The organism is Mycolicibacterium sp. TUM20985 (genome assembly GCF_030295745.1).
In the GTDB taxonomy this organism is placed as follows: Bacteria; Actinomycetota; Actinomycetes; order Mycobacteriales; family Mycobacteriaceae; genus Mycobacterium.
Genome location: NZ_AP027291.1, coordinates 3,630,401 through 3,653,112 on the forward strand (window position 1 = coordinate 3,630,401; position 22,712 = coordinate 3,653,112).

Consider the following 22,712-nt stretch of genomic DNA (forward strand, 5'->3'; position numbering starts at 1 on the left):
CATGTCCTCCCCCACACCCGTGGCCGACGAAGGTCGCGCAAGCTCGATCATCGAAACCCGATCCATCGACTACGTCCCCGACGACGAACGCCACGGCAAGGTCTCGCACCAGGGCCCCTTCTGGTTCGTCGGCAACTTCCAACCGTTCACCCTCGCGCTGGGATTCGTCGGGCCCAGCCTCGGTCTGTCGCTCTGGTGGACCATCGTCGCCGGCATCTCGGGCATCGCGTTCGGCACGCTGTTCATGGCCTTTCACGCCACTCAGGGACCGGTGCTCGGGCTTCCTCAGATGATCCAGTCCAGGGCGCAGTTCGGGTACCGCGGCGTGCTGTTGCCATTGATCGGCACGCTGTTCACGTTCGTCGGCTTCAACGTGGTCGACGTCGTGATCATCAAGTCCGGCCTCGAGTCAATCTTTGGCTGGAACCCCGTGGTGGTCGCCGTCGTCATCACGGTCGTGGCGGCTCTCGTCGCCATCTTCGGACACGACCTGTTGCACAAGACCTTTCGGGTGCTGTTCTGGATTTCGCTCCCCTTGTGGATCGTCCTCACCTGCGGCGTGTTGTTCGGCGGCGTGACGGGAACGGCCTCCACCCCAGGAGGTTTCACGTTCGTCGCGTTCCTGGTCCAGTTCAGCGTCGCCGCGTCCTACAACATCACCTATGCGCCCTACGTGTCGGACTACAGCCGTTACCTGCCGCGGACGACCAAACCGTCCGCCATCATCGCCTCGGTGTTCCTCGGCGCCTCGGCATCACCGGCCTGGTTGATCCCACTCGGTGCGTGGATGGCCACCTACCTCGGTGCGAGCGATGCCTTGGCCGGCATCAATCAGACCGGTAACGAGACCTTTTCGCATCTGGGTAGCGTGCTGGCGGTCGTGTCGACCCTGGTGCTGGTCGCGACGATGGGACTGAATGCCTACAGCGGCATGCTCACCGTGGTCACGGGCTTGGACTCGATGAAGTCCGTCACGCCGACCCGCAACCTGCGCGTCGTCACCATCACCGTACTGGCGGTCGCGTGGCTGGTGATGAGTCTGCTGCTCTCGAACGCGACCACCGCGCTCAACACGACACTGCTGATCATGCTGTACCTCCTGGCGCCGTGGACCGCTGTCAACCTGACCGACTACTTCTTCGTCCGCCGCGGCCACTACGCCATCGCAGATCTGTTCACCCCCAACGGCATCTACGGCGCGTGGTCGTGGCGTGGGCTGACCGCCTTCTCGGCAGGAGTGCTCGCCGAGATCCCGTTCGTCGACCTGCCGTTCTTCGTCGGACCCGCGGCGACGGCCATGGGCGAGGTCGACATCGCCTTCGCCGTGGGCTTGTTGGTCTCCGGCGTGGTCTACATCGCGCTGACCCGATCGTTGGACGTATCGGCCGAACGCGCGTTCATCGATTCGAGTCCTACGGTCGGAGATCCCGCCAGCACGGATGACATCGCCAAGACCGTGGCCGAGGAGGATCACCGATGAGCGACGACATCTTCATCGGTCCACCGGACGCCAGCCGGGTGCCCCGTTACATGGACCCCGCCACGTTCGCGCGCCTGCCCCGCATCGACCAGGTCGGAAGCGCCGACGTGTGCATCGTCGGCATCCCGTTCGACAGCGGGGTCTCCTACCGGCCGGGTGCCCGGTTCGGACCCAGCCACGTCCGTGCGGCGTCGAAACTGTTGCGGCCCTACAACCCTGCGTTGGACGTCTCACCCTTCGCCACCCAGCAGGTGGCCGATTGCGGGGACATCGCCGTCAATCCGTTCGACATCGAGGAGGCGATCACGACCATCGACTCGTCGATCACCGACCTTCGCAAGGACGGCGCCACGGTCCTCACCATCGGCGGCGACCACACGATCGCGCTGCCGATCCTGCGGTCCCTCGCCCGCGACCACGGCCCCATCGCCGTGCTGCACTTCGACGCCCACCTCGACACCTGGGACACCTACTTCGGCGCGCCCTACACCCATGGCACGCCGTTCCGTCGGGCCAGCGAGGAGGGGCTGATCGACATGGAGCGCTCGCAGCACATCGGCATCCGCGGCCCGCTCTACGGCAAGCAGGATCTCGAGGACGACGCCGTGCTGGGATTTCAAGTAATCCGTTCCGATGACTACGAATTCGACGGGGTGAGGAGCATCGTCGATCGGATGAGGGCCCGGCTCGACGGTGGGCCCGTGTACGTGTCGGTCGACATCGACGTACTCGACCCTGCGCATGCCCCCGGCACCGGGACACCCGAGGCAGGCGGCATGACGTCGCGCGAACTGCTGAACACCTTGCGCGGTCTCGTCGGGCTGAACGTGGTCGGCGCGGACATCGTCGAGGTGTCACCCGCCTACGACCATGCGGAGATCACGGGCATCGCCGCGGCCCACGTGGGCTACGAGCTGCTGTCGGTCTTGGCGGCGAACCGCTAAGAGGTCGGCAAAACTCTTCTGTCACTTGGGTTTCACTGGTCACATCGGCGGGGTGTTCTGTCGGTGGTTCGAACTAGTGTTCGATTCATGTCCACGGACCGCGTGCTCGCCGCAGTGGCGGCGCTGCGCGCGGTCCACGATGAACTCGACGCACTCGACTTCGATGCGTTGAGTGCGCGCGAGACGGTGACGCTGCTCGACGCCCTGGAGGAATCCGAGTGCCGCACCGCCGCGCATCGCCACCGGGCGCTGGCTCAGCTGCAGCAGCAGAGCACGCCCACGGAGATGGGCGCGAAGTCCTGGCGCGACGTGCTGGCGATCCGGTGGCGCCTGTCGGGCAGCGAAGCCGGGCGGCGTCTCACCCACGCCGCCCAACTCGGCCCGCGCCGCTCGATCACCGGTGAACCTCTGGCGCCGACCCTCGACGCGGTCGCGGTGGCCCAACGGATGGGGTTCCTCACCCACGAGCACGTGGACATCCTCTGCAAGGGCATGGCCAAGATCCCGGGCTGGGTTCAGCCCTCCGAACGCGAGCAGATCGAGGTGGACTGGGTACGCCACGGCGTCGGGGACGGACCCAAAGCTTTGAAGGATCAGATCGACCAAACCTTGTTCCTCTTGGATCAGGATGGTCAGCCCCCCAATGACGAGGAACGCCAACGCCGACGCGGCGCCCGCCTCGGGCCCCAACGCCACGACACCATGACCGAGTTCACCGCCACCATGACCCCCGCGCACCGCGCGGTGTGGGAAGTGCTGTTCGCGAAGTTCGCCGCCCCCGGCATGTGCAACCCCGCCGACGAACAGCCCTGCTACTCGGGAATCCCCAGCCAAGCTCAGATCGACGCCGATGACCGCACCCTCGCGCAGCGCCAGCACGACGCGATGGAGTTCATCGCCCGCCACGCCCTGACCAAGGGGGAACTGGGCCACCTCAACGGGGTGCCGACCGCCATCCTGATCCGCACCACCTTGGCCGATCTGATGACGATGACCGGCACCGCCACCACCGGCGGCGGCACGTTCATGCCCGTCACCGACGTCGTGCAGATGGCCGCCGAGAACAACGCCACCAACTACCTCGGGGTCTTCGACGACGCCACCGGCCAGGTGCTGGACTTCTTCAGGGCCCGCCGCACCGCCTCCGTGGCGCAAAGGCTGGCGATCATCCTGCGCGACGGCGGCTGCACCAAGCCCAGCTGCCCCGTCCCCGCCTACGGCACCCAGGTACACCACACCGTCGCCGACTGGAACGACGGCGGCAACACCAACGTCAACGACATGAGCCTGGCCTGCGGACCCGACAACCGGATGGTCGGCCCAGACGGCTGGACCACCACCATGAACGAACACCACGACACCGAATGGCACCCACCACCACACCTGGACACCGGACAAAACCGGATCAACCACTACCACCACCCCGAACGATTCCGCACACCCGCCGACGACGAGGACGAGGGTGAAGACGACGGCGCGGTCGAAGAAGCCTGCTAGCGAATGGCTTTCGACAGTCGGTCCACTTCGGATTCGGCGCGGTCGGCCTCCGCCATCGCCGCATCCCGTCGATCGGCCGCATCTCGCGTGGCGCGTTCGGCCGCGCCGAACTGGTCGTCGGCGGCGTTCAGCGCCTTCTCGGCGGCATCGACCGACGCGAGCAGCTTCTCGTAGTGGCGGCGAGCCTTCGTCAGCTTCGCCTCCCGCTCGGCAGTTTCGTCCACGGCAGTGGAGTGTGCCCGTCGCGCCTCCTCCGCGGCAGCCCGAGCGGCGGTCGCGCGCTCCCGCGCGGCCGCAATCTCGGCTTCGGCCGCCGCACGTTCGGCAGACTCGTCACGCGGCTGTGCCTCCGGCGGGCGCTTAGGCTTCGACGCGGGCCTCGCCTTCGGTTTGGGCACCGGACCGACCGTCGTCACGGCGCCGAAATCGCCGAAGCCCGACCACCGCTCGGCCTTCTCGAGCCGGCCCAGCCGCGCCGCCACGTCGGGGTCGGCGACGGCCGCTTGCAGCGTGCCCACCACGTCGTCGCGCAGCGCCGCCGACGGGCTCGACTGCGAGGTCGCGGCAAAGCCGGTGCGAGCCAGCTCGTCGATGAGTTTGCGCTGCGCCGTGGATAGTTCACGGATCCGCGCGCCATCCATGTCCGCGTGCGCCTCGCGGAGGCTCTTGCTCAGTTCGCTCAACCTGGCCTTGGCGGTGCCGTCGGCGCGCACCAGGGCGTTCACCACCCATGCCGCCGTCGTCGGCCGCCGGGCCGCGCCGATCGACGCGGCCGCCTCGGCGTCGCCGCGCTTCTTCGCCGCAGCAACCAATTCCTTGCGCCGGGCCAGGAAGTCCTCCGGCGGCACGCCGTAGAGATCCTCGACGGTCACAGCGGCGAGGCTCCTCGCAGGTGCTCGAAGATCAGAGACGTCTGCGTGCCCGCGACATCGGAGTCGGCATTGAGGTTCTCGACCACGAACGAGCGGAGATCGTCGGTGTCGCGGGCGGCGACGTGGAGGATGAAGTCGTCGGCCCCGGCGAGGAAGTAGACGTCCATCACCTGCGGACGCTTGCGGATGTGCTCGAGGAAGGTGCCGATCTTGCCGCGGGCGTTGGACTGCAGGCTGACCGAGATCATCGCCTGCATCGACAAGCCGATCGCCGCGGGGTCGATGTCGGCGTAGAAACCGCGGATGACACCGATGTCCTGGAGTCGGCGCACCCGCCCGTGGCACGTGGACGGCGCGACTCCGACCAGCTCCGCGAGCGCACTGTTCGACATGCGCGCGTCACCGTGGAGTGCGGTCAGGATGCGGCGGTCGGTCTCGTCGAGGTCGACGGGCCGAACATTCTTCGGTGCGGCCAGAGCTGGCGCGACCGGTCTCGAAGGTCCTTCTGGCATTTGTCGACTTTAGCGAGAAACCGTCGACAGTGTTGTGCGCACGCCGAATCTTCTTCACAATTTAGGCATCGAATCACGAACCTAGGGAGCGGTCATGCGTGTCGGAATCCCGACCGAGATCAAGAACAACGAGTACCGGGTGGCCATCACCCCGGCGGGTGTCGCCGAACTGACCCGTCGCGGTCACGAGGTACTCACCCAGGCCGGCGCGGGCGAGGGCTCCGCGATCTCCGACCACGACTTCAAGGCCGCGGGCGCGCAGATCGTCGAGACCGCGGACGCAGTCTGGTCCGACGCCGAACTGCTCCTCAAGGTCAAGGAGCCCATCGAGGCCGAATACGGCCGGATGCGGAAGGGCCAGACGCTCTTCACCTACCTGCACCTCGCAGCGTCGAGGCCCTGCACCGATGCGCTGATGGCGTCGGGCACCACGTCGATCGCCTACGAGACCGTCCAGACCGCCGACGGTGCGCTGCCCCTCCTGGCTCCGATGTCCGAGGTCGCCGGCCGGTTGTCCGCTCAGGTCGGCGCCTACCACCTGATGCGCACCCAGGGCGGCCGAGGCGTGCTCATGGGCGGCGTCCCCGGCGTCGCGCCGGCCAAGGTCGTGGTGATCGGTGGCGGCATGGCGGGCGACAACGCCGCTGCCGTCGCCTGGGGCATGGGCGCCCACGTCACCGTGTTCGACCTGAACGTCAACGCGCTGCGGAAGATCGACGCCGAGTACGGCGGTGCCATCGAGACGCGCTATTCGTCGTCGCTCGAGCTCGAAGAAGCGGTCAAGCAAGCCGACCTGGTCATCGGCGCGGTGCTGGTTCCGGGCGCCAAGGCTCCCAAGCTCGTCACCAATTCGACTGTGGCGCATATGAAGTCGGGTGCCGTTCTGGTGGACATCGCCATCGATCAGGGTGGTTGCTTCGAGGATTCGCATGCCACCACGCACGACGAGCCTACGTTCGCCGTACACGACACCGTGTTCTACTGCGTGGCGAACATGCCGGGCGCCGTGCCGCGGACGTCGACGTTCGCGCTGACCAATGCGACGATGCCGTACGTCCTCAAGCTCGCGGACAAGGGATGGCAGGCCGCCTGCGCGTCCGATTCCGCTCTGGCCAAGGGCCTTTCGACCCACGAGGGCGCTCTCGTCTCCGAACAGGTGGCCACCGACCTGGGCCTGCCCTACACCGATCCGGCGGGCCTTCTCGCCTAGAACGTCACCCCCTCCATCGCCCGGCTGACCGCCCGTCGGCCGGGCGATGTGCATCCCCCGACCAAACTTGACACCCGTCAAGTATCGTGGACACATGCACCTGACCGACGTTCTCCCGGACGCCCCCTCGACCACCGACGACGCGCTGGCGTTGTTCGATGCCGCACCCGCCGTGACTCCCGATGAAATGCTGGGCACCTGGCGCGGCGCCGAGCTGCCCACCGGTCATCCGCTCGACGGACTGCTCGAGGCCAGCGGCTGGTGGGGCAAGCAGTTCCTGGGCGCGGAGACCGTCCACCCCCTGCTATTTCCGACGGCCGACGGCACCGCGCTGTGGGCGGTGAATCCCGCGCTGGTCTTCGGCGGGCTGGGCCTGGCGACCCGGCTGCCCGCGCTGCGTCGCGGCAACTACACCGGGCTGATCACGAAGCTGAAGCCGGTGCTACGGACCGCGGCGCCCAGGGCGCGGCTGCGGACCACCCGCTACCGCGGTGTCGACACCGCCACCATGGTGTACGACCAGCTTCCGGTGAACGACGTGTTCCGGCGGTTGGACGATGCCGCCGGATCCGATGCCGTCATCGGCGTCATGGATCTCCGCGGCTCCAAGCTGCCCTACTTCTTCGTGCTCCGGCGCGACGAGTCTCTGCCCGTTCGCTAGCCGGCCGTCCTACCCCTCGGCGGACAGGTACGGCAACACCAACGTCGTCACGTCACCGATGAGCGGGCGCAGAGTCTCGGCGTTCGGATCGGCGGCCTGGGACCTGGTCATGATCGCCAGCACGGCACGGCGACCGTCCGGGCCGTAGACCACTCCCACATCGTTGGTGCTGCCATAGTCACCGCCGCCCGTCTTGTCGGCACTGGTCCACCGTGGCGGCAGACCGGCCCGCAGGCTGGAGGTCTGGTTGCCCCGCATCCACTGTGCGAGCCGATCGCGCTGCGCTGGCGCAAGGGCGTCGCCGGTCAACAGCCGCTCGTACCCGGCCCCGAGGGCGCGGGGCGTGCTGGTGTCCCGCGGGTCACCGGGTATCGCCGAATTCAGTTCGGTCTCCCAACGGTCGAGCCGGGTGCGGTCGTCGCCGATCGTGCGGGCGAAGTCGGTCACCGCGGACGGCCCTCCGATGACGCGCAGCAGCCAGTTCCCCGCCGTGTTGTCACTGCGCTGGAGCGCCGCCTCGCAGAGCTCGGCCACCGTCATCGTCTGTCCCACCCGCGGCCCGGTGAGCGGCGAATTGGCCACGATGTCGACGGCCTCGATCGTCACCGCGTCGGTCAGCGCGATCTCCCCTAGCTGCGCCTTCTGCAGCACGCGGGCCGCCGCATACACCTTGAACGTCGAACACAGGGCGAACGGATCGTCGGCACGATGGGCGACGGAGCGGCGGGTGTCGACATCGGTGGCCGCCACTCCGATGAACGCGCCGTACCGCTTCTCGAGCGCCGCGAATCTCTCCGCGATCAGGGGCAGGGGCTCCGCCGGATCGGCCCGCGTGGGTTCGGCCGAACACGCCGCCATGACGAGCACCCCCGCGCCGACGACGAACCCGCGTCGCGAGAGGGCGTGGGACGTCACCCCGCGATGCTCCGAAGTGCTTGCGGCAGTGACTTCTTCGACCGATGCGGCCCCAGCACGGCAGCACCGTACGGACGGTTCAGCAGCCGCTTCGCCACCGCATTGACCTCGTCCAGGGTCACGGCATCGATCAGCGCAAGCGTCTCGTCGATGCTCCGGTGTTGACCAAAGTTCAGCTCGCTGCGCCCGATGCGGTGCATCCGCGAACCCGAGTCCTCCAGGCCGAGCACCAGCCCACCCCGCAACGAGCCCTTGGCGATTCGGCACTCCGCTTCGGTGATCCCGTCACGGGCCACCTCGGCCAACACATCCGCCGCAACCCGGCTGACTTCGTCGAACCGCTCCGGCAGGCACGCCGCATAGACCGACAGCGCGCCCGAGTCGGAGAAGGTGTCGACACTCGAGTAGACGGAGTAGGCGAGGCCACGCGTCTCGCGAATCTGTTGGAACAGACGCGAACTCAACCCGCCGCCAAGTGCGCCATTGAGCACCGACAGTGCCCACCGGTGATTCCAGTGCCTCCCCGGCGTCCGTACCCCGAGGAACACGTGCGTCTGCTCGCCGTCACGGTTGACGACCTCCACGCTGGGCCGACCGGGTACCCGACCGGTGCCCTTGCGGGGCGCGACGGGTTGGTTGCCCGCGACCAGTCGCGGCCCGAAGTGTTCCTTCACCAGGGCGACGACGTGATCGTGGTCGACGTTGCCCGCGACGGCGACCACCATGCGCTCGGGGGTGTACCGGCGGACGTGGAACGAATGCAGTTGCGTCCGAGTCATCGTGGAGATCGACTCGATGCTGCCGATCACCGGACGGCCCACCGGATGGTCACCAAACATCGCCGAGAGGAACACGTCGCCGAGGGTGTCCTCGGGGTCGTCGTCGCGCATGGCGATCTCCTCGAGCACGACGTCGCGTTCGACCTCCACGTCCTCGGTGGCACAGCGGCCCCGCAGCACGACGTCCGCGACGAGGTCGACGGCCAGTTCGAGATCGGTGTCGAGCACGTGCGCGTAGTAGCAGGTGTGCTCGCGGGCGGTGAACGCATTCAGTTCACCGCCCACCGCGTCGACCGCCTGAGCGATCTCCACCGCCGAGCGCGTCGGCGTCGACTTGAACAGGAGATGCTCGAGGAAGTGGGCGGCGCCGGCCACGCTCTGACCTTCGTCGCGTGACCCGACGCCCACCCACACTCCCACCGATGCCGAACGCACCGACGGGACGAACTCCGTGACGACGCGAAGCCCGCCGGGTAGCGAACTGCGTCGGACGTGCTTAGTTGCTGGCTGTCGCGGCATCGGCGGGTGCAGCACCCGACTCCGTCGAGACGTCCGAGGACTCCGTGGGGCTCGAAGGCGCCTCGGCTCCTTCGTCTTCGGCCACCAGGATCAGCGAGATCTTGCCGCGGTTGTCGATGTCGGCGATCTCGACGCGCAACTTGCTGCCGACCGACACCACGTCCTCGACCTTGTTGATGCGCTTGCCGCGCCCCAACTTGCTGATGTGCACCAGACCGTCACGGCCGGGCAGCAGCGAGACGAACGCGCCGAAGTCGGTGGTCTTGACCACGGTTCCGAGGAACCGCTCACCGATCTTGGGCAGCTGCGGGTTCGCGATGGCGTTGATCATGTCGATCGCCGCCTGCGCCGCGTCGCCATTACTGGCGCCCACGAACACCGTGCCGTCGTCCTCGATGGAGATCGAGGCGCCGGTCTGCTCGGTGATCGAGTTGATCATCTTGCCCTTGGGCCCGATGACCTCGCCGATCTTGTCGATCGGCACCTTGATCGTGGTGATCCGCGGTGCGTACGGGCTCATCTCGTCGGGCTCGTCGATGGCCTCGGCCATGACCTCCAGAATCGTGATGCGGGCGTCCTTGGCCTGCGCCAGGGCGCCGGCCAGCACCTGCGACGGAATGCCGTCGAGCTTGGTGTCCAACTGCAGTGCGGTGACGAAGTCCTTCGTGCCTGCGCACTTGAAGTCCATGTCGCCGAACGCATCCTCGGCGCCGAGGATGTCGGTCAGGGTGACGAAGCGGCGCTCCAAGGACTTAGTGCCATCTCCCGCCTCAACTTCAATGTCATCCGACACCAGCCCCATCGCGATACCGGCGACCGGAGCCTTCAGGGGCACACCGGCATTCAGTAGCGACAGCGTCGAGGCGCACACCGAGCCCATCGACGTCGAGCCGTTGGAGCTCAGCGCCTCCGACACCTGGCGGATGGCGTACGGGAACTCCTCGATGCTCGGCAGCACCGGCATCAGGGCACGCTCGGCGAGCGCTCCGTGGCCGATCTCGCGGCGCTTGGGCGATCCCACGCGGCCGGTCTCCCCGGTCGAGTACGGCGGGAAGTTGTAGTGGTGCATGTAGCGCTTGGACGTCTCCGGCCCCAGCGAGTCGATCTGCTGGGCCATCTTGACCATGTCGAGGGTGGTGACACCCATGATCTGGGTCTCGCCGCGTTCGAACAGGGCGCTGCCGTGGGCCCGCGGGATCACGGCGACCTCGGCGGACAGCGCACGGATGTCCGTGATGCCACGGCCGTCGATGCGGAAGTGGTCGGTCAGGATGCGCTGCCGGACGAGCTTCTTGGTCAGCGAGCGGTAGGCCGCGCCGAGCTCCTTCTCGCGACCGGCGTAGGTCTCGCCGAGACGGTCGAGCACCTCGCCCTTGATCTCGTTGGTGCGCTCGTCGCGCTCTTCCTTGCCCGCGATGGTCAGCGCCTTGGAGAGCTCGTCGGTGGCCACCGAGGACACCGCGTAGAAGACGTCGTCCTGGTAGTCGGGGAACACCGGGTAGTCGGCCGTCGGCTTGGCGGCGCTGTCCGCCAGCTCACGCTGGGCGTCGCACAGCGCGGCGATGAACGGCTTGGCGGCCTCGAGGCCCTCGGCCACGACGGACTCGGTCGGCGCACCCGCGCCGCCAGCGATGAGCTCGATGACGCGGTCGGTGGCCTCGGCCTCGACCATCATGATCGCGACATCATCGTCGGTCTTGCGGCCCGCGACGACCATGTCGAACACGGCGCCCTCGAGCTGCTCGACAGTGGGGAACGCGACCCACTGGCCTGCCTGGTTTTCAGGAGAGGGGATGAGGGCGACGCGCACGCCGCCGACGGGTCCGTTGAAGGGGATTCCGGAGATCTGCGTGGACGCGGACGCGGCGTTGATCGCCAGAACGTCGTACAGGTCCTTGGGATCGAGGCTCAGGATCGTGACGACGACCTGGATCTCGTTGCGCAGACCCGAGATGAAGGTCGGACGCAGCGGCCGGTCGATCAGGCGGCAGGTGAGGATCGCGTCGGTGGAGGGGCGGCCCTCGCGACGGAAGAACGAGCCGGGGATGCGGCCGGCGGCATACATCCGCTCTTCGACGTCGATCGTCAGCGGGAAGAAGTCGAAGTGGTCCTTGGGCGTCTTGCTGGCCGTGGTGGCCGACAGGAGCATGGTCTCGTCGTCGAGGTAGGCGACGACGGCGCCGGCGGCCTGCTTGGCCAGCCGTCCCGTTTCGAAGCGAATGGTGCGGGTGCCGAAGCTCCCGTTGTCGATCACGGCGGTCGATTCGAAGACGCCGTCTTCTATTTCAGTTGCAGACATACGTGTGTCAGGCCTCTTTGGTTCTCGTGTTCCTGCTGTTTCGCACGGCACACGCGACGGCCCGAGAGATACCGACGGCCGTCGATCGAAGCGGTCGGACGCCATCCCACTGTCGTGGAGGGTCCGGCAGCCACTACCGAAGACCGCCCATTGAAGACGGGCCTTCACGGTGACGCGCTGGAACGGTGGCACGCGGATGTGCGCGAACCGCACCGGATGTTCGAGCGCTCAGGCTCAAAACACGTTCATGTTACACCGCGGCGATCAGCGGTTACTCAGGGTGGTTCCGTCGGATGCCGTCACGACACGTCCTCGACGCACACCGTGAACTGGCGTTCGTCGTAGGCGTACCCGAGTCCGGTCGTGCACTGGTCGACGTTGGCCACCTTCTGAATGATCTGGGTGGCACGCTGCCGACCGGGCGCGGAGGGATCGTTGCATTCGACGCGAACGGGGTCTCGAGCGTTGTCCGGGTCGGTGCTCATGCAGCCGCCGACGACCCAGTCGACGTCCAGGCAGATGGTTTGCCCCGAGCCGTTGAAGGAGCTGCGCGTGGAGTAGTACGAATCGACGTCCGTGGGGCAATCGTCGGTGCTCTCGAGCGCGCCGACGACCTTGAAGTTCGATTCCGGGCTGCCACACGGCACCTCGGTGGTCTCGGGCCGATCCGTCGGGCCACCGACCTTCAGGCAGTCACCCACCCGAAGGTCCGCGGACGCCGCAGACGAACAACCCACCAGCGCCAGCGCCATGACGGCGAATACGGACGCGGCGACCGCGCTGGCGGGTGAGGTTCCCCGTCGGGTCAGCGGCGCAGGCCCAGGCGCTCGATCAACGAGCGGTAGCGCGCCACGTCGACCGCAGCGATGTACTTGAGCAGGCGGCGACGACGACCCACGAGCAGCAGCAGTCCGCGCCGCGAGTGGTGGTCGTGCTTGTGCATCTTGAGGTGTTCGGTCAGATCCGAGATGCGCTTCGTCAGCATCGCGATCTGGGCCTCGGGGGAACCAGTGTCGGTCTCGTGCAGACCGTACTGTCCGAGGATCTCTTTCTTCTGCTCGGTGGTGAGCGACATGAAACAACTCCATCGATGGGTTCGCGAAGAACAACTGAGGCACGGCCGCCGCGAACTGCAGCGCGCGCTGGGTCGCCGGAGAGTCTAACAGCGCCTCAGGGCGTGAACCGAATCGTCACTGTGCCGCGAGGATGACGCGCGCCCGCTCGGTGTCGCCATTCATCGCGACGACGAGGTCGTCGACCGAGGCGAACTTCTCCTGCCCGCGAACACGCGCGACGAAGTCGACCGCGACGTGTTGACCGTATAGATCGGCCTGCGTGTCCAGGACGAACGCCTCGACGGTACGGGTGCGGCCAGAGAAGGTGGGGTTGGTGCCGACCGACACGGCAGCCTGGTAACGCTCGCCGGGGACGACCGTGCCCATCACCGGGCCGTGGCCGAGGACGGTGAACCATGCCGCGTAGACACCGTCCGCGGGGATCGCGGAGTACATCGGTGGCGCGACGTTCGCGGTCGGGTAGCCAAGACCCCGACCCCGGCCGTCACCACGCACGACCACGCCCTCGACGCGGTGCGGCCTGCCGAGCGCCTCGGCGGCTGTGACGACGTCGCCAGCGTCGACGCACGATCGGATGTAGGTCGACGAGAAGGTCACCGTCTCGTCGCGGTGGTGCTCGGATACCAGCGACATGCTCTGCACCGCGAAGCCGAAGCGTTCACCGGCCTTGCTGAGCATGCCGACGTTGCCGCCTGCCTTCTTGCCGAACGTGAAGTTGTCCCCCACCACGACCTCCACCACGTGCAGCCGCTCGACGAGCAGTTCGTGGATGTACCGCTCGGGGGTCAGCTTCATGAAGTCCGAGGTGAACGGCATGACGAGGAAGACGTCGACGCCCATCTCCTCCACCAACTCTGCGCGGCGCGTCAGGGTGGTCAGCTGGGCGGGATGGCTACCGGGAAATACGACCTCCATCGGATGGGGATCGAACGTCATCAGCACCGTGGGCACGTCGCGGGACCGGCCCGCCTTGACCGCGTGGTTGATGAGTTCGGCGTGTCCGCGGTGGACACCGTCGAATACACCGATGGTGACGACGCACCTGCCCCAGTCCGTGGGGATCTCGTCTTGGCCCCGCCAGCGCTGCACGATCGCAAGCCTACGACGCGCCGCGGCGGGTGGTGCCGCCAGATGCCCACATGGGCGGACGAATGCCTAAACTTCTCTGGTTATGAGCCCCGATGAAGGCACTCCCGACTTGTCGGCGGTCGCCCAGGACTATCTGAAGGTCATCTGGACCGCTCAGGAATGGTCCGTCGACAAGGTCAGCACCAAGATGCTCGCCGAACGCATCGGAGTCTCCGCCAGCACCGCCTCGGAGTCCATTCGCAAGCTCGCCGACCAGGGCCTCGTCGACCACGAGAAGTACGGTGCCGTCTCGCTCACCGCTGCCGGGCGCACCGCCGCGCTGGCGATGGTGCGCCGCCACCGCTTGATGGAGACCTTTCTAGTGCGCGAACTCGGCTACGGGTGGGACGAGGTGCACGACGAGGCCGAGGTCCTCGAGCACGCCGTGTCCGACCGGATGCTGATGCGCATCGACGCGAAACTCGGCTACCCGACCCGCGACCCCCACGGCGATCCGATTCCGGCCGCGGACGGGCAGGTGCCCACGCCCGATGCCCGGCAGTTGTCGATGTGCCTAGACGGTGAGACCGGGACGGTGGCCCGCATCTCCGATGCCGACCCCGAGATGCTCCGCTACTTCGACAGCGTCGGGATCAGCCTGGACTCCCGGTTGCGGGTGCTGGCGCGCCGCGACTTCGCCGGCATGATCTCGGTGGGGGTCGAGAGCCCTGCCGATCCGCACGTCACCGAGAACACCGTCGATCTGGGACACCCTGCAGCAGAGGCGATCTGGGTGGTTTGATGCCGAACACGGCAGCGGCCGCAGAGCTGCTCCTGAGCAACTCTGCGGCCAACTGACGGGGTAAGACCCTAGCGACCGACCTTCGCCGGCTTCGACGGATCCTCGTCGATGCGCTCGTGACCAAGCTGCTGGTCGTGGCCGTCCTCGACCTCGGCGAACGCCGGGTCGTCGGCGAACGACTTCAGACGCGCGATCCGGTAGATCAACAGGCCGTAGAGAGCCTTGGCCAAGATGTCGGCGATCGAGTAGCCGGCCTGCTTGCCGACCCACGCGTCGGCTCCATCCAGACCGAGCAGCGGGAGCAGGTAGGCGATGGGATACACGCCCCACGTCGCGAACAACAGGATGCGCAACCGGCTGACGGTCTGGCGCACTGCCTGTGGCTGACGGTCCAGCGAGCGGGTCAGCTCGACGAACAATACGTAGAGGATGTAGAGGAACGGGATGGTCGACAGGAGCCCGAACACGTTGCGCGTCAAGTCGTCTCCGCTGATCTCCCCTGGGTAGCCCAGAGCGATCATCAGCGCCGAGGCGGGGATCAATCGCAGCAGCAGCGACGTCTGCAACTTCTTCGCCAAGGCCAGCACCACCACGAGCTCGACCAGAAGCAAGGGCACCGTCAACAACCAGTCGACGTAACGATAGCCCTCGTTGAATGCCGATCCAGCCGCTTGCGTATACGTTCCTTGGCCGCCGACCGCATCGGTGACGAACGCCTCACGGAACGAATCGAAGATCCGGAAGTAGTGGTAGGCGGCGATTCCACAGACGGTGGCCGCGACCACCAGTGCCTGACGGTACCGCGGCAACACTCGAGGCTGGACGACGAGTAGGTAGATCGCGGTGAAGAGTTGGGCCGCTATCACCAGCGACAGGAGGTTGTAGACCGTGTGGTACTGGCCATTGGTCAATTGGTCAGGAATCATTTCACTCTTTCTGTGGCACTTCGTCTTTCGCGACTCTTCGAGTGCACTCAGAACTCGACGATGCGCGCCAGGACGATTCACGTGGGGTGCGGTGAGTCGGCGATGAGCGGCCGCGGGCGTCAAGACACGTTATGCCCGAACGACCTCGTCCGACGTTGGGAACAGGCCCCGGCCAACTCCACTATTGCTCCGGATTCCGTTGTCGCCACTGGCTTGTGGCGGTGACAGAGGTGGCTGCGACCCAACATCGTGACCTTACACCCGCGTCAATGCGGAGTGTCATTACGCATTGGTGACGCGTGACGCCATCCGTCACATTTGCGCATTCATCCGTGAACTCGCGGCTAAAGAGCTGCGCGGCAGGATGTTTCATGGTGTTCATCAGAGGGGGTGAGGCGTACTCTCGCGATGTGCGTCCCTCACCGCTCACCGAGCTGATCCTCGGCACCCACCCGGGGCCGAGGTGACTGCAGCGGCGGGTGAGCGGACCCGCACATCACCACCATCACACACCCTCGATCGGTGGGTGTCGACAATCAGCCTGGGTGCCGTGGCCGCGGCCGTCGGATGGGCGGTGCTCGACCCCACCGGCCTGACAGCGGTGGCGCCGATCGTGGCCGCCGTCGGCATCGTCCTCGGCGTACCGCACGGCGCCATGGACCATCTGGTGCCGGGGCTTGCATCGCCACGCTGGCAGGCGCCCACCCAGCTGGCGCTGATCGCCGGTGTGTACGTCACCATCGCCGCAGCGGCATGTGTGGCGGTGTTGCGCGCACCCGACCTGGGCTTCGCCATCTTCCTCGTCGTGTCCGCATTGCACTTCGGTTGGGCTGAAACGACATACGCCGCAGAGCGAAGTGGCCACTCGGTGCCACGGCTGCGCGACGGCTGGTGGGACGCCGTCGCCCACGGCTCGGTGGTCGTGGTCCTGCCGCTATGGTCCGCAGAGGGCCGGTCCGCGATGCGGCCACTGCTGCCCCACCTGGTCGACTGGGTGAGTACGGTCCCGACCCAATGGGCCACGGGCGCAGTGGTCCTGATGTCCACCGTCTCGGCACTTCACCTCGCATCGCGGCGGCGCTTCCTCGAGGCGGTCGAGTCGATCGCCGTTCTGACCCTGTTCCTCACCGTGCCCGTGTTCGCGGCCTTCGGTGTGTACTTCGGCCTCTGGCACGCACTGCGGCATACCACCCGACTGATGGACACTCTCGCTTCCGGACAGCCAATTCGGTTGCAGGTCAGGGCATTCGTGCGGGCGGCCGCGCTACCGACGGCCGCGGCGCTCGCCGTGCTCGGGGTGTTGTTCGCCTACCGATCCGACGTCGGCGTGGTGATGACGGGGGTGTCGGTACTGCTCGCCCTCACCCTTCCGCACGTGGTCGTCGTCGCGTTGCTCGACCACCATCGCCGGATCGCCCCGCGGGGGTCTACAGCGTCGACGGCCTGACGACGACCACGGACTTCGTCCGCGGACCGTCGTCGACGAGTAGCGCCATCACCCGGCCGTCCGGCGCCGTTGCGGCGTAAACGCCGTGGAAGCCGCACGGCGCCAACGATCGTCCATGCGTCGTGGATTCGGCCTCCTCGTCGGTGAGCTCACGGCGGGGGAACCCCAGCAGGCACGCCTCGTCCAATGAGTAACTCAGTCGCGGTGATTCCGCCAGCTCGTCGAGGGTGTGCGCCTCCCCCAGCCCATATCGGCCAACCCGCGTGCGGCGCAGAGCGGTGAGGTGTCCGCCCACGCCGAGCGCATCGCCGACATCGCGGGCCAACGCCCGCACGTAGGTGCCCGACGAACAGACGACCTCCACGTCGACGTCCACGCACTCCGCAACGCGGCGGACGGCGACGACGTCGAACCGTTCGATGCGCACGGTGCGTGCCGCCAGCTCCACGTGCTTGCCCTCACGCGCCAACGTGTACGCCCGTTGGCCGTCGACCTTGATCGCGCTGACCGCCGAGGGGACCTGACTGATCTCGCCACGCTGGCCGGCGATCGCCTCCTCGATGTCGGAATCGGCGACGTGGGCGGCCGAGACACTCTGTAGGACAGCGCCTTCGGCGTCCTCGGTAGACGTGGTCTGCCCCAGTCGGATGGTGGCGGCGTAGGCCTTCTCGGTCGCGGTCAGCAGACCGAGGATCTTCGTCGCCCGCTCGATGCCCACCACCAGTACCCCGGTGGCCATCGGATCCAACGTTCCGGCGTGCCCCACCTTGCGGGTGCCGAACAGCCTGCGGCAGCGGCCCACCACGTCGTGGCTCGTCATCCCGGCGGGCTTGTCGACGACGACGAGGCCCGGAGGGGGTGGCGTCATAGGACGATCGCCGTCAGCACCAGACCCTGGTCTACCGACCAGCGGCCGGACAGCGTGGTCAGCGGCGGTCCCAACTCCGCCGACGGGTCGATCAGGATCCGCGACCTGAAGCCGCCCGACTGTCCCGAGCCGTCCACGGTGAACGTGATGTGGGCGTCCTCGAAGCCCAACCAGCGATGGGTCAGCGGGAACCACGCCTTGTACGTTGCTTCCTTGGCGCAAAACAGGATCCGGTCCCAGTGCGCACCGCCGAGGAGATTCGTCAGCTCGCGACGCTCCTCGGGCAGGCTGATCGCGTCGAGCACGCCCTTCGGCAGCACGTCGTGAGGTTCGGCGTCGATGCCCACCGACCGGACGTGCGCGTCGCGGCCGACGACCGCGCCGCGGAAGCCCTCGCAATGGGTCAGGCTGCCGACGACGCCGTCGGGCCAGCAGGGTTCGCCCTTGTCTCCCTTGAGGATCGGCACGGGTGGCAGGCCGAGCTCACCAAGGGCCTGGCGGGCGCAGTGGCGGACGGTGATGAACTCGTGGCGCCGCTTGGCCACTGAGCGCGCGATGAGGGGTTCCTCCTCGGGCAGCGGCGCCAGATCCGGCGGGTCCGCGTACAACTCGGCGGACGCCACCGGCGACGGCACCACACTCGACAACAGCCGGCCCGTCACGCGCGCCCGCTCCTGACCCGCTCCCGCATCTTCTCGGCACCGGCGCGCATGTCGGGCGTGATCTCGAAGTGACCGCCGAAGTCGTTGAGGTACCCGGGCGGATACTTGGGATCGGGCAGGATCTGGCGCATCCACCGGAAGGGCTTGCGGGGCCGCCACTCTCGCGGATAGCCCACCGACACCTCCTCGAACCGCACGCCGTCGTACCACGTGGTGCGCGGAATGTGGAGGTGGCCGTAGACCGAGCAGAGCGCGTTGTACCTGGTGTGCCAGTCCTTCGTGGCGGTGGTGCCACACCACATCGCGAACTCGGGGTAGAACATCGCCTCGCAGGGTTCGCGCACCAGCGGGAAGTGGTTGACCAGGATCGGCGGCGTCAGCCAGTCGAGGTTCTCGAGCTTCTCCCGCGTCTGCTTCACCCGATCGCGGCACCAAGCGTCACGCGAGGCGTACGGCTCGGCGGACAGCAGGAACTCGTCGGTTCCCACCACGTTGCGCTCACGGGCGACGGCGAGACCTTCGGCTTTCGTCGCGGTGCCCTCCGGCAGGAACGAGTAGTCGTACAACAGGAACATCGGCACGATGGTCGCCGGGCCGCCCTCGTCGGTCCACACCGGAAACGGGTGCTCCGGGGTGACGATGCCCATCTCGTCGCACATGGTGACGAGGTAGTCGTAACGCGCCCGGCCGAAGATCTGCATCGGATCCTTCGACGTGGTCCACAGCTCGTGGTTGCCCGGCACCCAGATGACCTTCGCGAAGCGCTTCCGCAGGAGGTCCAGTGACCACCGGATCTCGTCGGTCCGCTCGGCGACGTCTCCCGCGACGATCAGCCAGTCGTCCGGGGAGGACGGATACAGCGATTCGGTGACCGGCTTGTTGCCGGTATGGCCGACGTGAAGGTCGCTGATCGCCCAGAGCGTCGGCTTGCGCTGGTCTTGTGACGGCGGAGACACAACTCACCAGCCTACTTGCGTGGCGACGGCCCGCGAGCCCGGCAACTAGAACATGTTCTGCTTTACGGTCCGGAGGGGCATCGGGGACTTGTACACTTCCCCGCAATGGACAACGAGCGCGCGAGGGGTGCCATGGTGCGCAGGATGCGCCTGCTGTCGGCGATGTGTGCACTCATCGCAGCCGTGGTCGTGGTGTGGCAGGCCAACCCCGTCACGGTGCGCGATGCCGGATCCGTCGAGCTGAGGTCCACGTCAGCCCCCATGACCGGCGTCTCGAGCAGTATTAAGTGGCCCGTGATCGAGACCACGGACCCGCGGCCGTTCGATGCGTGCGAGGACATCCCGATCGACGTCGTCAATGGTCTGGGGCTGGGCTTCACGCCGCCGGAGCACGAGGACGGGCTGCGGTGCCACTATGACGCAGGCAACTATCAGATGGCGGTCGAGGCGTTCGTCTGGCGAACTTACGAGGAGACCCTGCCCGCGGATGCCGTCGAGATGGACATCGCCGGCCATCGCGCCGCGCAGTATTGGATCCTGAAGCCGTCGGACCGCAACAACCGGTTCTGGTTCAGCTGCATGATCGCGTTCGACACCAGCTACGGAGTGCTCCAGCAGTCACTGTTCTACGCGCCGGTGTACAGCGCCGACGACGTCGACTGCATGCAGACCAACCTGCAGCGGGCTCAACAACTGGTGCCGTTCTACAAGTTCTAGGTTCGACCGCGCGGTGGGTAACGTGCACGGCGTGGCTCCCCCAATGAGCGCCAAGCGCCTCGCGTCCCTCGCCCTCAGCCGCGTGCTACTGCTACCCCCGCCGTCGACGGGCTTCACCGTCCACCGCGGGTTGCGCGTTCCGATGCGGGACGGCGTCGACCTGATCGCAGACCACTACGCACCCAGCGCCGCCGCACCGGCGGGCACCCTGCTGGTCCGCGGTCCCTACGGCCGCGCGTTTCCGTTCTCGAGCCTGTTCGGCACCGTGTACGCGGCGCGCGGCTACCACGTGGTGATCCAAAGTGTGCGCGGCACGTTCGGCTCGGGTGGGGAGTTCACCCCGATGATCCACGAAGTGGCCGACGGCGCCGATACCGTGACCTGGTTGCGGGAGCAGTCCTGGTTCACCGGATCGTTCGCCACGATCGGGCTGTCCTACCTCGGGTTCACGCAGTGGGCCGTGCTGATGGACCCGCCACCCGAACTGGCTGCCGCGGTGATCATCGTCGGCCCGCATGACTTCAGCCAATCCGCCTGGGGCACGGGTTCGTTCACCGTCAACGACTTCCTCGGGTGGAGCGAGATGATGGCCCACCAGGAGGACGCGAATCGACTGGTCGGCGCCCTGACGCAGAGCCGTTCCCGGCGGCGGGTGGCACGCACCACCAACCAGGTGCCGATGGGCGCTTCAGGTCGGGCGCTGCTCGGCGCCGGTGCCCCGTGGTGGGAGTCCTGGGTCGAACACCCCGACCGCGAGGACCCGTTCTGGGGCCCCCTCCGCCTGACCGACGCCCTCGACCGGGTGGACGTGCCCGTGCTGCTGTTCAGCGGCTGGCAGGACCTCTTCCTCGATCAGACCCTCGCGCAGTTCGCCCACCTGCGCGACCGCAACGTCACGACAGCTCTCACCGTCGGGCCGTGGACGCATACGCAGTTGATGACCAAGGGGGCGCCGACCGTCATCCGCGAGTCGCTGCAATGGCTGGATGCGCATCTCGCCGGCAAGCCGCCCACCCCGCGCAGCCCGGTGCGTGCGTTCGTCGGCAAGCACGACTGGCTCGATCTGCCGACATGGCCGCCGACGATGCCCGAGCACGTCGTGTATCTGCAACCCGCACATCGACTTTCGAGCGAACCGCCCGACGGGTCAGCGCCGCCGTCGACGTTCACCTTCGACCCAGCCGACCCGACGCCCACCATCGGCGGCAGGCTCCTGTCCCCGGAGGGCGGCAGTCGCGACGACACGCGGCTCGCCCTGCGGCCCGACGTCTCGGACTTCACCGGCGATCCGCTCACCGCCGATCTGTACCTCGTCGGCAATCCGGTGATCGAACTGACTCACTCGTGCGACAACCCCCACAACGACGTGTTCGTCCGGCTCAGCGAGGTCGACGCCGAGGGCAGGTCGACCAACGTGAGCGAGGGTTTCCTCAGGCGGACAACGGATTCCGGCGTCGTCCGCCTCGAGCTCGACGCCGTCGCGCACCGGTTTCCCGCCGGCTCCCGACTGCGGATCATGGTCGCCGGCGGGTCGCACCCCCGGTTCGTCCGAAACCTGGGCACCGGCGAGCCGCCGATCTCGGGAACCGAGATGAAACCTGCGCGGCACACCATCCACCACGGCTCGGGCGGACTGTCGCGCCTGCTCCTCCCCGCAGGTTCCCGGCCGCCCTCAGCCGATTGACGCTCGCACCCGTTCGGCGACCGCCGCCAGCGTCGCGTCGTCGTGGACGGGACCGGCCCAATCCGTCGACACCGGTAGGTCGACCCAGCTCTTGCAGCCCGCGTAGGACGTCTCCCGGCGTAGCCGTACGGGCTCGATCAGCGGCCGCGCCTGCACCACGAGGACCGTCAACCGATGCTTGGGCCGGAAGTCCAGCCGGTCGGCCTGCACCGACGCGGCCGTCCAGATGTGGGTGTCCGCCAGGTCATCGAGCCCCTCGGGACGCATGACGGCAACGGCCGCAATCACTTTCGCGCCCGCCCGCACGACGATCTGATCCTGCGTGCTGTCGAGTGCAGCCGCCGCCAGCAGGTCGCGGTGCTCCGGCCGGACGCGCTCGGCGTGGCCGTGCGCGACGGTGGGAAAGAACACGAACTCACCCGCGGTGAGGTCGAACCGCTTCTCGTGGATGCCGCCCTTGCGCAGCAACACGGTCTGACGGCCGTCGAGCATCGCCTGCACGGCGGCGCTCCACTCCTTGAGTGCGGGCGCGCTCACTGCGCGGCGAGCCTGGCCCGCACCTCGGGACGACGCAGCGGGGGGATCGTCTTGGGTGGCTGCCGCCGCGGCGGCAAGGCGTTCAGCAGACGCGTGGTGGTCGCGGTGACCTCGGCAACCGCAGCGTCGAAGGCCTCGGCGTTGGCGGCCGTCGGGCGGGTGATCCCACTGACCTTGCGGACGTACTGGCGCGATGCGGCCTCGATTTCCTCGGCCGTCGCCGAAGGCTCGAGGCCACGCAACTCGGTGATGTTCCGGCACATGCGTCCACCATAGGTCGA

23 protein-coding genes are annotated in these 22,712 nt (G+C 67.4%); 9 read left to right on the plus strand and 14 right to left on the minus strand.

What is annotated here, in order from left to right:
- The first annotated feature begins 1 nt into the window (after position 1).
- The 3 genes from QUE68_RS17845 (at position 2) to QUE68_RS17855 (ending at position 3,921) form a co-directional block, all read left to right on the plus strand.
- Entirely contained in the window at positions 2–1,480 is a 1,479-nt protein-coding gene (locus QUE68_RS17845) for a purine-cytosine permease family protein (protein ID WP_284227449.1), read from the plus strand.
- Positions 1,477–2,424, plus strand: a complete 948-nt coding sequence (speB, locus tag QUE68_RS17850; protein ID WP_284227450.1) for an agmatinase — start codon at positions 1,477–1,479, stop codon at positions 2,422–2,424. Before QUE68_RS17845 ends, speB begins: the two co-directional genes overlap by 4 nt.
- Positions 2,425–2,511: 87 nt before the next feature.
- On the plus strand, positions 2,512–3,921 hold the full coding sequence (locus QUE68_RS17855) for an HNH endonuclease signature motif containing protein (RefSeq protein WP_284235690.1): 1,410 nt from the start codon (positions 2,512–2,514) through the stop codon (positions 3,919–3,921).
- Here the strand turns inward: QUE68_RS17855 and QUE68_RS17860 are convergent.
- Together QUE68_RS17860 and aldR are read right to left on the minus strand one after the other, a co-directional pair.
- On the minus strand, positions 3,918–4,793 hold the full coding sequence (locus QUE68_RS17860) for a hypothetical protein (protein ID WP_284227454.1): 876 nt from the start codon (positions 4,791–4,793) through the stop codon (positions 3,918–3,920). The two genes, QUE68_RS17855 and QUE68_RS17860, sit on opposite strands and share 4 nt — an antisense overlap.
- Positions 4,790–5,305 (minus strand): HTH-type transcriptional regulator AldR, encoded by a 516-nt coding sequence (gene aldR / locus QUE68_RS17865; protein WP_284227455.1) that lies wholly within the window; start codon positions 5,303–5,305, stop codon positions 4,790–4,792. Before aldR ends, QUE68_RS17860 begins: the two co-directional genes overlap by 4 nt.
- Before the next feature lie 94 nt (positions 5,306–5,399).
- On the opposite strand from aldR, the gene ald reads away from it, so the two are divergent.
- Both ald and QUE68_RS17875 read left to right on the plus strand, forming a co-directional pair.
- Positions 5,400–6,515 (plus strand): alanine dehydrogenase, encoded by a 1,116-nt coding sequence (ald, locus tag QUE68_RS17870; RefSeq protein WP_284227456.1) that lies wholly within the window; start codon positions 5,400–5,402, stop codon positions 6,513–6,515.
- A gap of 94 nt (positions 6,516–6,609) precedes the next feature.
- Entirely contained in the window at positions 6,610–7,176 is a 567-nt protein-coding gene (locus QUE68_RS17875; protein WP_284227457.1) for a DUF4334 domain-containing protein, read from the plus strand.
- Between the two features lie 9 nt (positions 7,177–7,185).
- On the opposite strand, the gene bla is transcribed toward QUE68_RS17875, so the two are convergent.
- From bla to QUE68_RS17905, 6 genes are all read right to left on the minus strand, one after another.
- Positions 7,186–8,034: a class A beta-lactamase gene (gene bla, locus QUE68_RS17880; protein ID WP_284231043.1), complete on the minus strand. Its 849-nt coding sequence runs from the start codon at positions 8,032–8,034 to the stop codon at positions 7,186–7,188.
- 53 nt (positions 8,035–8,087) lie between these two features.
- Complete coding sequence (locus QUE68_RS17885; protein WP_284231046.1) at positions 8,088–9,389, minus strand: M16 family metallopeptidase; 1,302 nt, start codon at positions 9,387–9,389, stop codon at positions 8,088–8,090.
- Entirely contained in the window at positions 9,367–11,688 is a 2,322-nt protein-coding gene (locus QUE68_RS17890; RefSeq protein WP_284227458.1) for a polyribonucleotide nucleotidyltransferase, read from the minus strand. The genes QUE68_RS17885 and QUE68_RS17890 overlap by 23 nt, the downstream gene beginning before the upstream one ends.
- A gap of 299 nt (positions 11,689–11,987) precedes the next feature.
- On the minus strand, positions 11,988–12,440 hold the full coding sequence (lppU, locus tag QUE68_RS17895; RefSeq protein WP_284227460.1) for an LppU family putative lipoprotein: 453 nt from the start codon (positions 12,438–12,440) through the stop codon (positions 11,988–11,990).
- A gap of 53 nt (positions 12,441–12,493) precedes the next feature.
- On the minus strand, positions 12,494–12,763 hold the full coding sequence (gene rpsO / locus QUE68_RS17900) for a 30S ribosomal protein S15 (RefSeq protein WP_284227461.1): 270 nt from the start codon (positions 12,761–12,763) through the stop codon (positions 12,494–12,496).
- 115 nt (positions 12,764–12,878) lie between these two features.
- Positions 12,879–13,853, minus strand: coding sequence for a bifunctional riboflavin kinase/FAD synthetase (locus QUE68_RS17905; protein ID WP_284227462.1), 975 nt, complete (start codon positions 13,851–13,853; stop codon positions 12,879–12,881).
- Positions 13,854–13,935: 82 nt separating this feature from the next.
- Here QUE68_RS17905 and mntR point away from each other — a divergent pair, with 82 nt between their 5' ends.
- Positions 13,936–14,634, plus strand: coding sequence for a manganese-binding transcriptional regulator MntR (mntR, locus tag QUE68_RS17910; protein ID WP_284227463.1), 699 nt, complete (start codon positions 13,936–13,938; stop codon positions 14,632–14,634).
- A 68-nt stretch (positions 14,635–14,702) separates the two neighbouring features.
- Here the strand turns inward: mntR and QUE68_RS17915 are convergent, their stop codons facing one another.
- Positions 14,703–15,560, minus strand: coding sequence for a bacteriorhodopsin-like (locus QUE68_RS17915; RefSeq protein ID WP_284227466.1), 858 nt, complete (start codon positions 15,558–15,560; stop codon positions 14,703–14,705).
- Between the two features lie 526 nt (positions 15,561–16,086).
- Between QUE68_RS17915 and QUE68_RS17920 the strand changes: the two genes are divergently transcribed.
- On the plus strand, positions 16,087–17,007 hold the full coding sequence (locus QUE68_RS17920) for a Brp/Blh family beta-carotene 15,15'-dioxygenase (RefSeq protein ID WP_284235689.1): 921 nt from the start codon (positions 16,087–16,089) through the stop codon (positions 17,005–17,007).
- Here the strand turns inward: QUE68_RS17920 and truB are convergent.
- The 3 genes from truB to QUE68_RS17935 are packed head-to-tail and all read right to left on the minus strand — an operon-like array spanning position 16,988 to position 19,493.
- Positions 16,988–17,875, minus strand: coding sequence for a tRNA pseudouridine(55) synthase TruB (gene truB / locus QUE68_RS17925; protein ID WP_284227469.1), 888 nt, complete (start codon positions 17,873–17,875; stop codon positions 16,988–16,990). The genes QUE68_RS17920 and truB overlap by 20 nt on opposite strands.
- The gene (gene pptT, locus QUE68_RS17930) at positions 17,872–18,537 is read right to left on the minus strand and encodes a 4'-phosphopantetheinyl transferase PptT (protein WP_284227470.1); all 666 of its coding nucleotides are present in this window, start codon (positions 18,535–18,537) and stop codon (positions 17,872–17,874) included. Before pptT ends, truB begins: the two co-directional genes overlap by 4 nt.
- Entirely contained in the window at positions 18,534–19,493 is a 960-nt protein-coding gene (locus QUE68_RS17935; RefSeq protein WP_284227471.1) for a metallophosphoesterase family protein, read from the minus strand. Before QUE68_RS17935 ends, pptT begins: the two co-directional genes overlap by 4 nt.
- A 132-nt stretch (positions 19,494–19,625) precedes the next feature.
- On the opposite strand from QUE68_RS17935, the gene QUE68_RS17940 reads away from it, so the two are divergent.
- Both QUE68_RS17940 and QUE68_RS17945 read left to right on the plus strand, forming a co-directional pair.
- Positions 19,626–20,210 (plus strand): DUF3558 domain-containing protein, encoded by a 585-nt coding sequence (locus QUE68_RS17940; RefSeq protein WP_284231048.1) that lies wholly within the window; start codon positions 19,626–19,628, stop codon positions 20,208–20,210.
- A 43-nt stretch (positions 20,211–20,253) separates the two neighbouring features.
- On the plus strand, positions 20,254–21,894 hold the full coding sequence (locus QUE68_RS17945; protein WP_284231051.1) for a CocE/NonD family hydrolase: 1,641 nt from the start codon (positions 20,254–20,256) through the stop codon (positions 21,892–21,894).
- On the opposite strand, the gene QUE68_RS17950 is transcribed toward QUE68_RS17945, so the two are convergent.
- Positions 21,883–22,431: a DUF1802 family protein gene (locus QUE68_RS17950; RefSeq protein ID WP_284227472.1), complete on the minus strand. Its 549-nt coding sequence runs from the start codon at positions 22,429–22,431 to the stop codon at positions 21,883–21,885. The genes QUE68_RS17945 and QUE68_RS17950 overlap by 12 nt on opposite strands.
- Positions 22,428–22,694, minus strand: a complete 267-nt coding sequence (locus QUE68_RS17955; RefSeq protein WP_284227473.1) for a DUF2277 domain-containing protein — start codon at positions 22,692–22,694, stop codon at positions 22,428–22,430. The genes QUE68_RS17950 and QUE68_RS17955 overlap by 4 nt, the downstream gene beginning before the upstream one ends.
- Between the last annotated feature and the right edge of the window lie 18 nt (positions 22,695–22,712).

What these genes read in the sequence shown, in the direction of transcription:
- lppU (WP_284227460.1), bottom strand. Translation starts at nt 12,440, where the DNA reads ATGGCGCTGGCGCTGGTGGGTTGTTCGTCTGCGGCGTCCGCGGACCTT.
- speB (WP_284227450.1), top strand. Translation starts at nt 1,477, where the DNA reads ATGAGCGACGACATCTTCATCGGTCCACCGGACGCCAGCCGGGTGCCC.
- QUE68_RS17940 (WP_284231048.1), top strand. Translation starts at nt 19,626, where the DNA reads ATGGTGCGCAGGATGCGCCTGCTGTCGGCGATGTGTGCACTCATCGCA.
- QUE68_RS17855 (WP_284235690.1), top strand. Translation starts at nt 2,512, where the DNA reads ATGTCCACGGACCGCGTGCTCGCCGCAGTGGCGGCGCTGCGCGCGGTC.
- truB (WP_284227469.1), bottom strand. Translation starts at nt 17,875, where the DNA reads ATGACGCCACCCCCTCCGGGCCTCGTCGTCGTCGACAAGCCCGCCGGG.
- QUE68_RS17955 (WP_284227473.1), bottom strand. Translation starts at nt 22,694, where the DNA reads ATGTGCCGGAACATCACCGAGTTGCGTGGCCTCGAGCCTTCGGCGACG.
- bla (WP_284231043.1), bottom strand. Translation starts at nt 8,034, where the DNA reads ATGGCGGCGTGTTCGGCCGAACCCACGCGGGCCGATCCGGCGGAGCCC.
- mntR (WP_284227463.1), top strand. Translation starts at nt 13,936, where the DNA reads ATGAGCCCCGATGAAGGCACTCCCGACTTGTCGGCGGTCGCCCAGGAC.
- aldR (WP_284227455.1), bottom strand. Translation starts at nt 5,305, where the DNA reads ATGCCAGAAGGACCTTCGAGACCGGTCGCGCCAGCTCTGGCCGCACCG.
- QUE68_RS17845 (WP_284227449.1), top strand. Translation starts at nt 2, where the DNA reads ATGTCCTCCCCCACACCCGTGGCCGACGAAGGTCGCGCAAGCTCGATC.
- QUE68_RS17885 (WP_284231046.1), bottom strand. Translation starts at nt 9,389, where the DNA reads ATGCCGCGACAGCCAGCAACTAAGCACGTCCGACGCAGTTCGCTACCC.
- QUE68_RS17915 (WP_284227466.1), bottom strand. Translation starts at nt 15,560, where the DNA reads ATGATTCCTGACCAATTGACCAATGGCCAGTACCACACGGTCTACAAC.
- QUE68_RS17875 (WP_284227457.1), top strand. Translation starts at nt 6,610, where the DNA reads ATGCACCTGACCGACGTTCTCCCGGACGCCCCCTCGACCACCGACGAC.
- rpsO (WP_284227461.1), bottom strand. Translation starts at nt 12,763, where the DNA reads ATGTCGCTCACCACCGAGCAGAAGAAAGAGATCCTCGGACAGTACGGT.
- ald (WP_284227456.1), top strand. Translation starts at nt 5,400, where the DNA reads ATGCGTGTCGGAATCCCGACCGAGATCAAGAACAACGAGTACCGGGTG.
- QUE68_RS17890 (WP_284227458.1), bottom strand. Translation starts at nt 11,688, where the DNA reads ATGTCTGCAACTGAAATAGAAGACGGCGTCTTCGAATCGACCGCCGTG.
- QUE68_RS17945 (WP_284231051.1), top strand. Translation starts at nt 20,254, where the DNA reads ATGAGCGCCAAGCGCCTCGCGTCCCTCGCCCTCAGCCGCGTGCTACTG.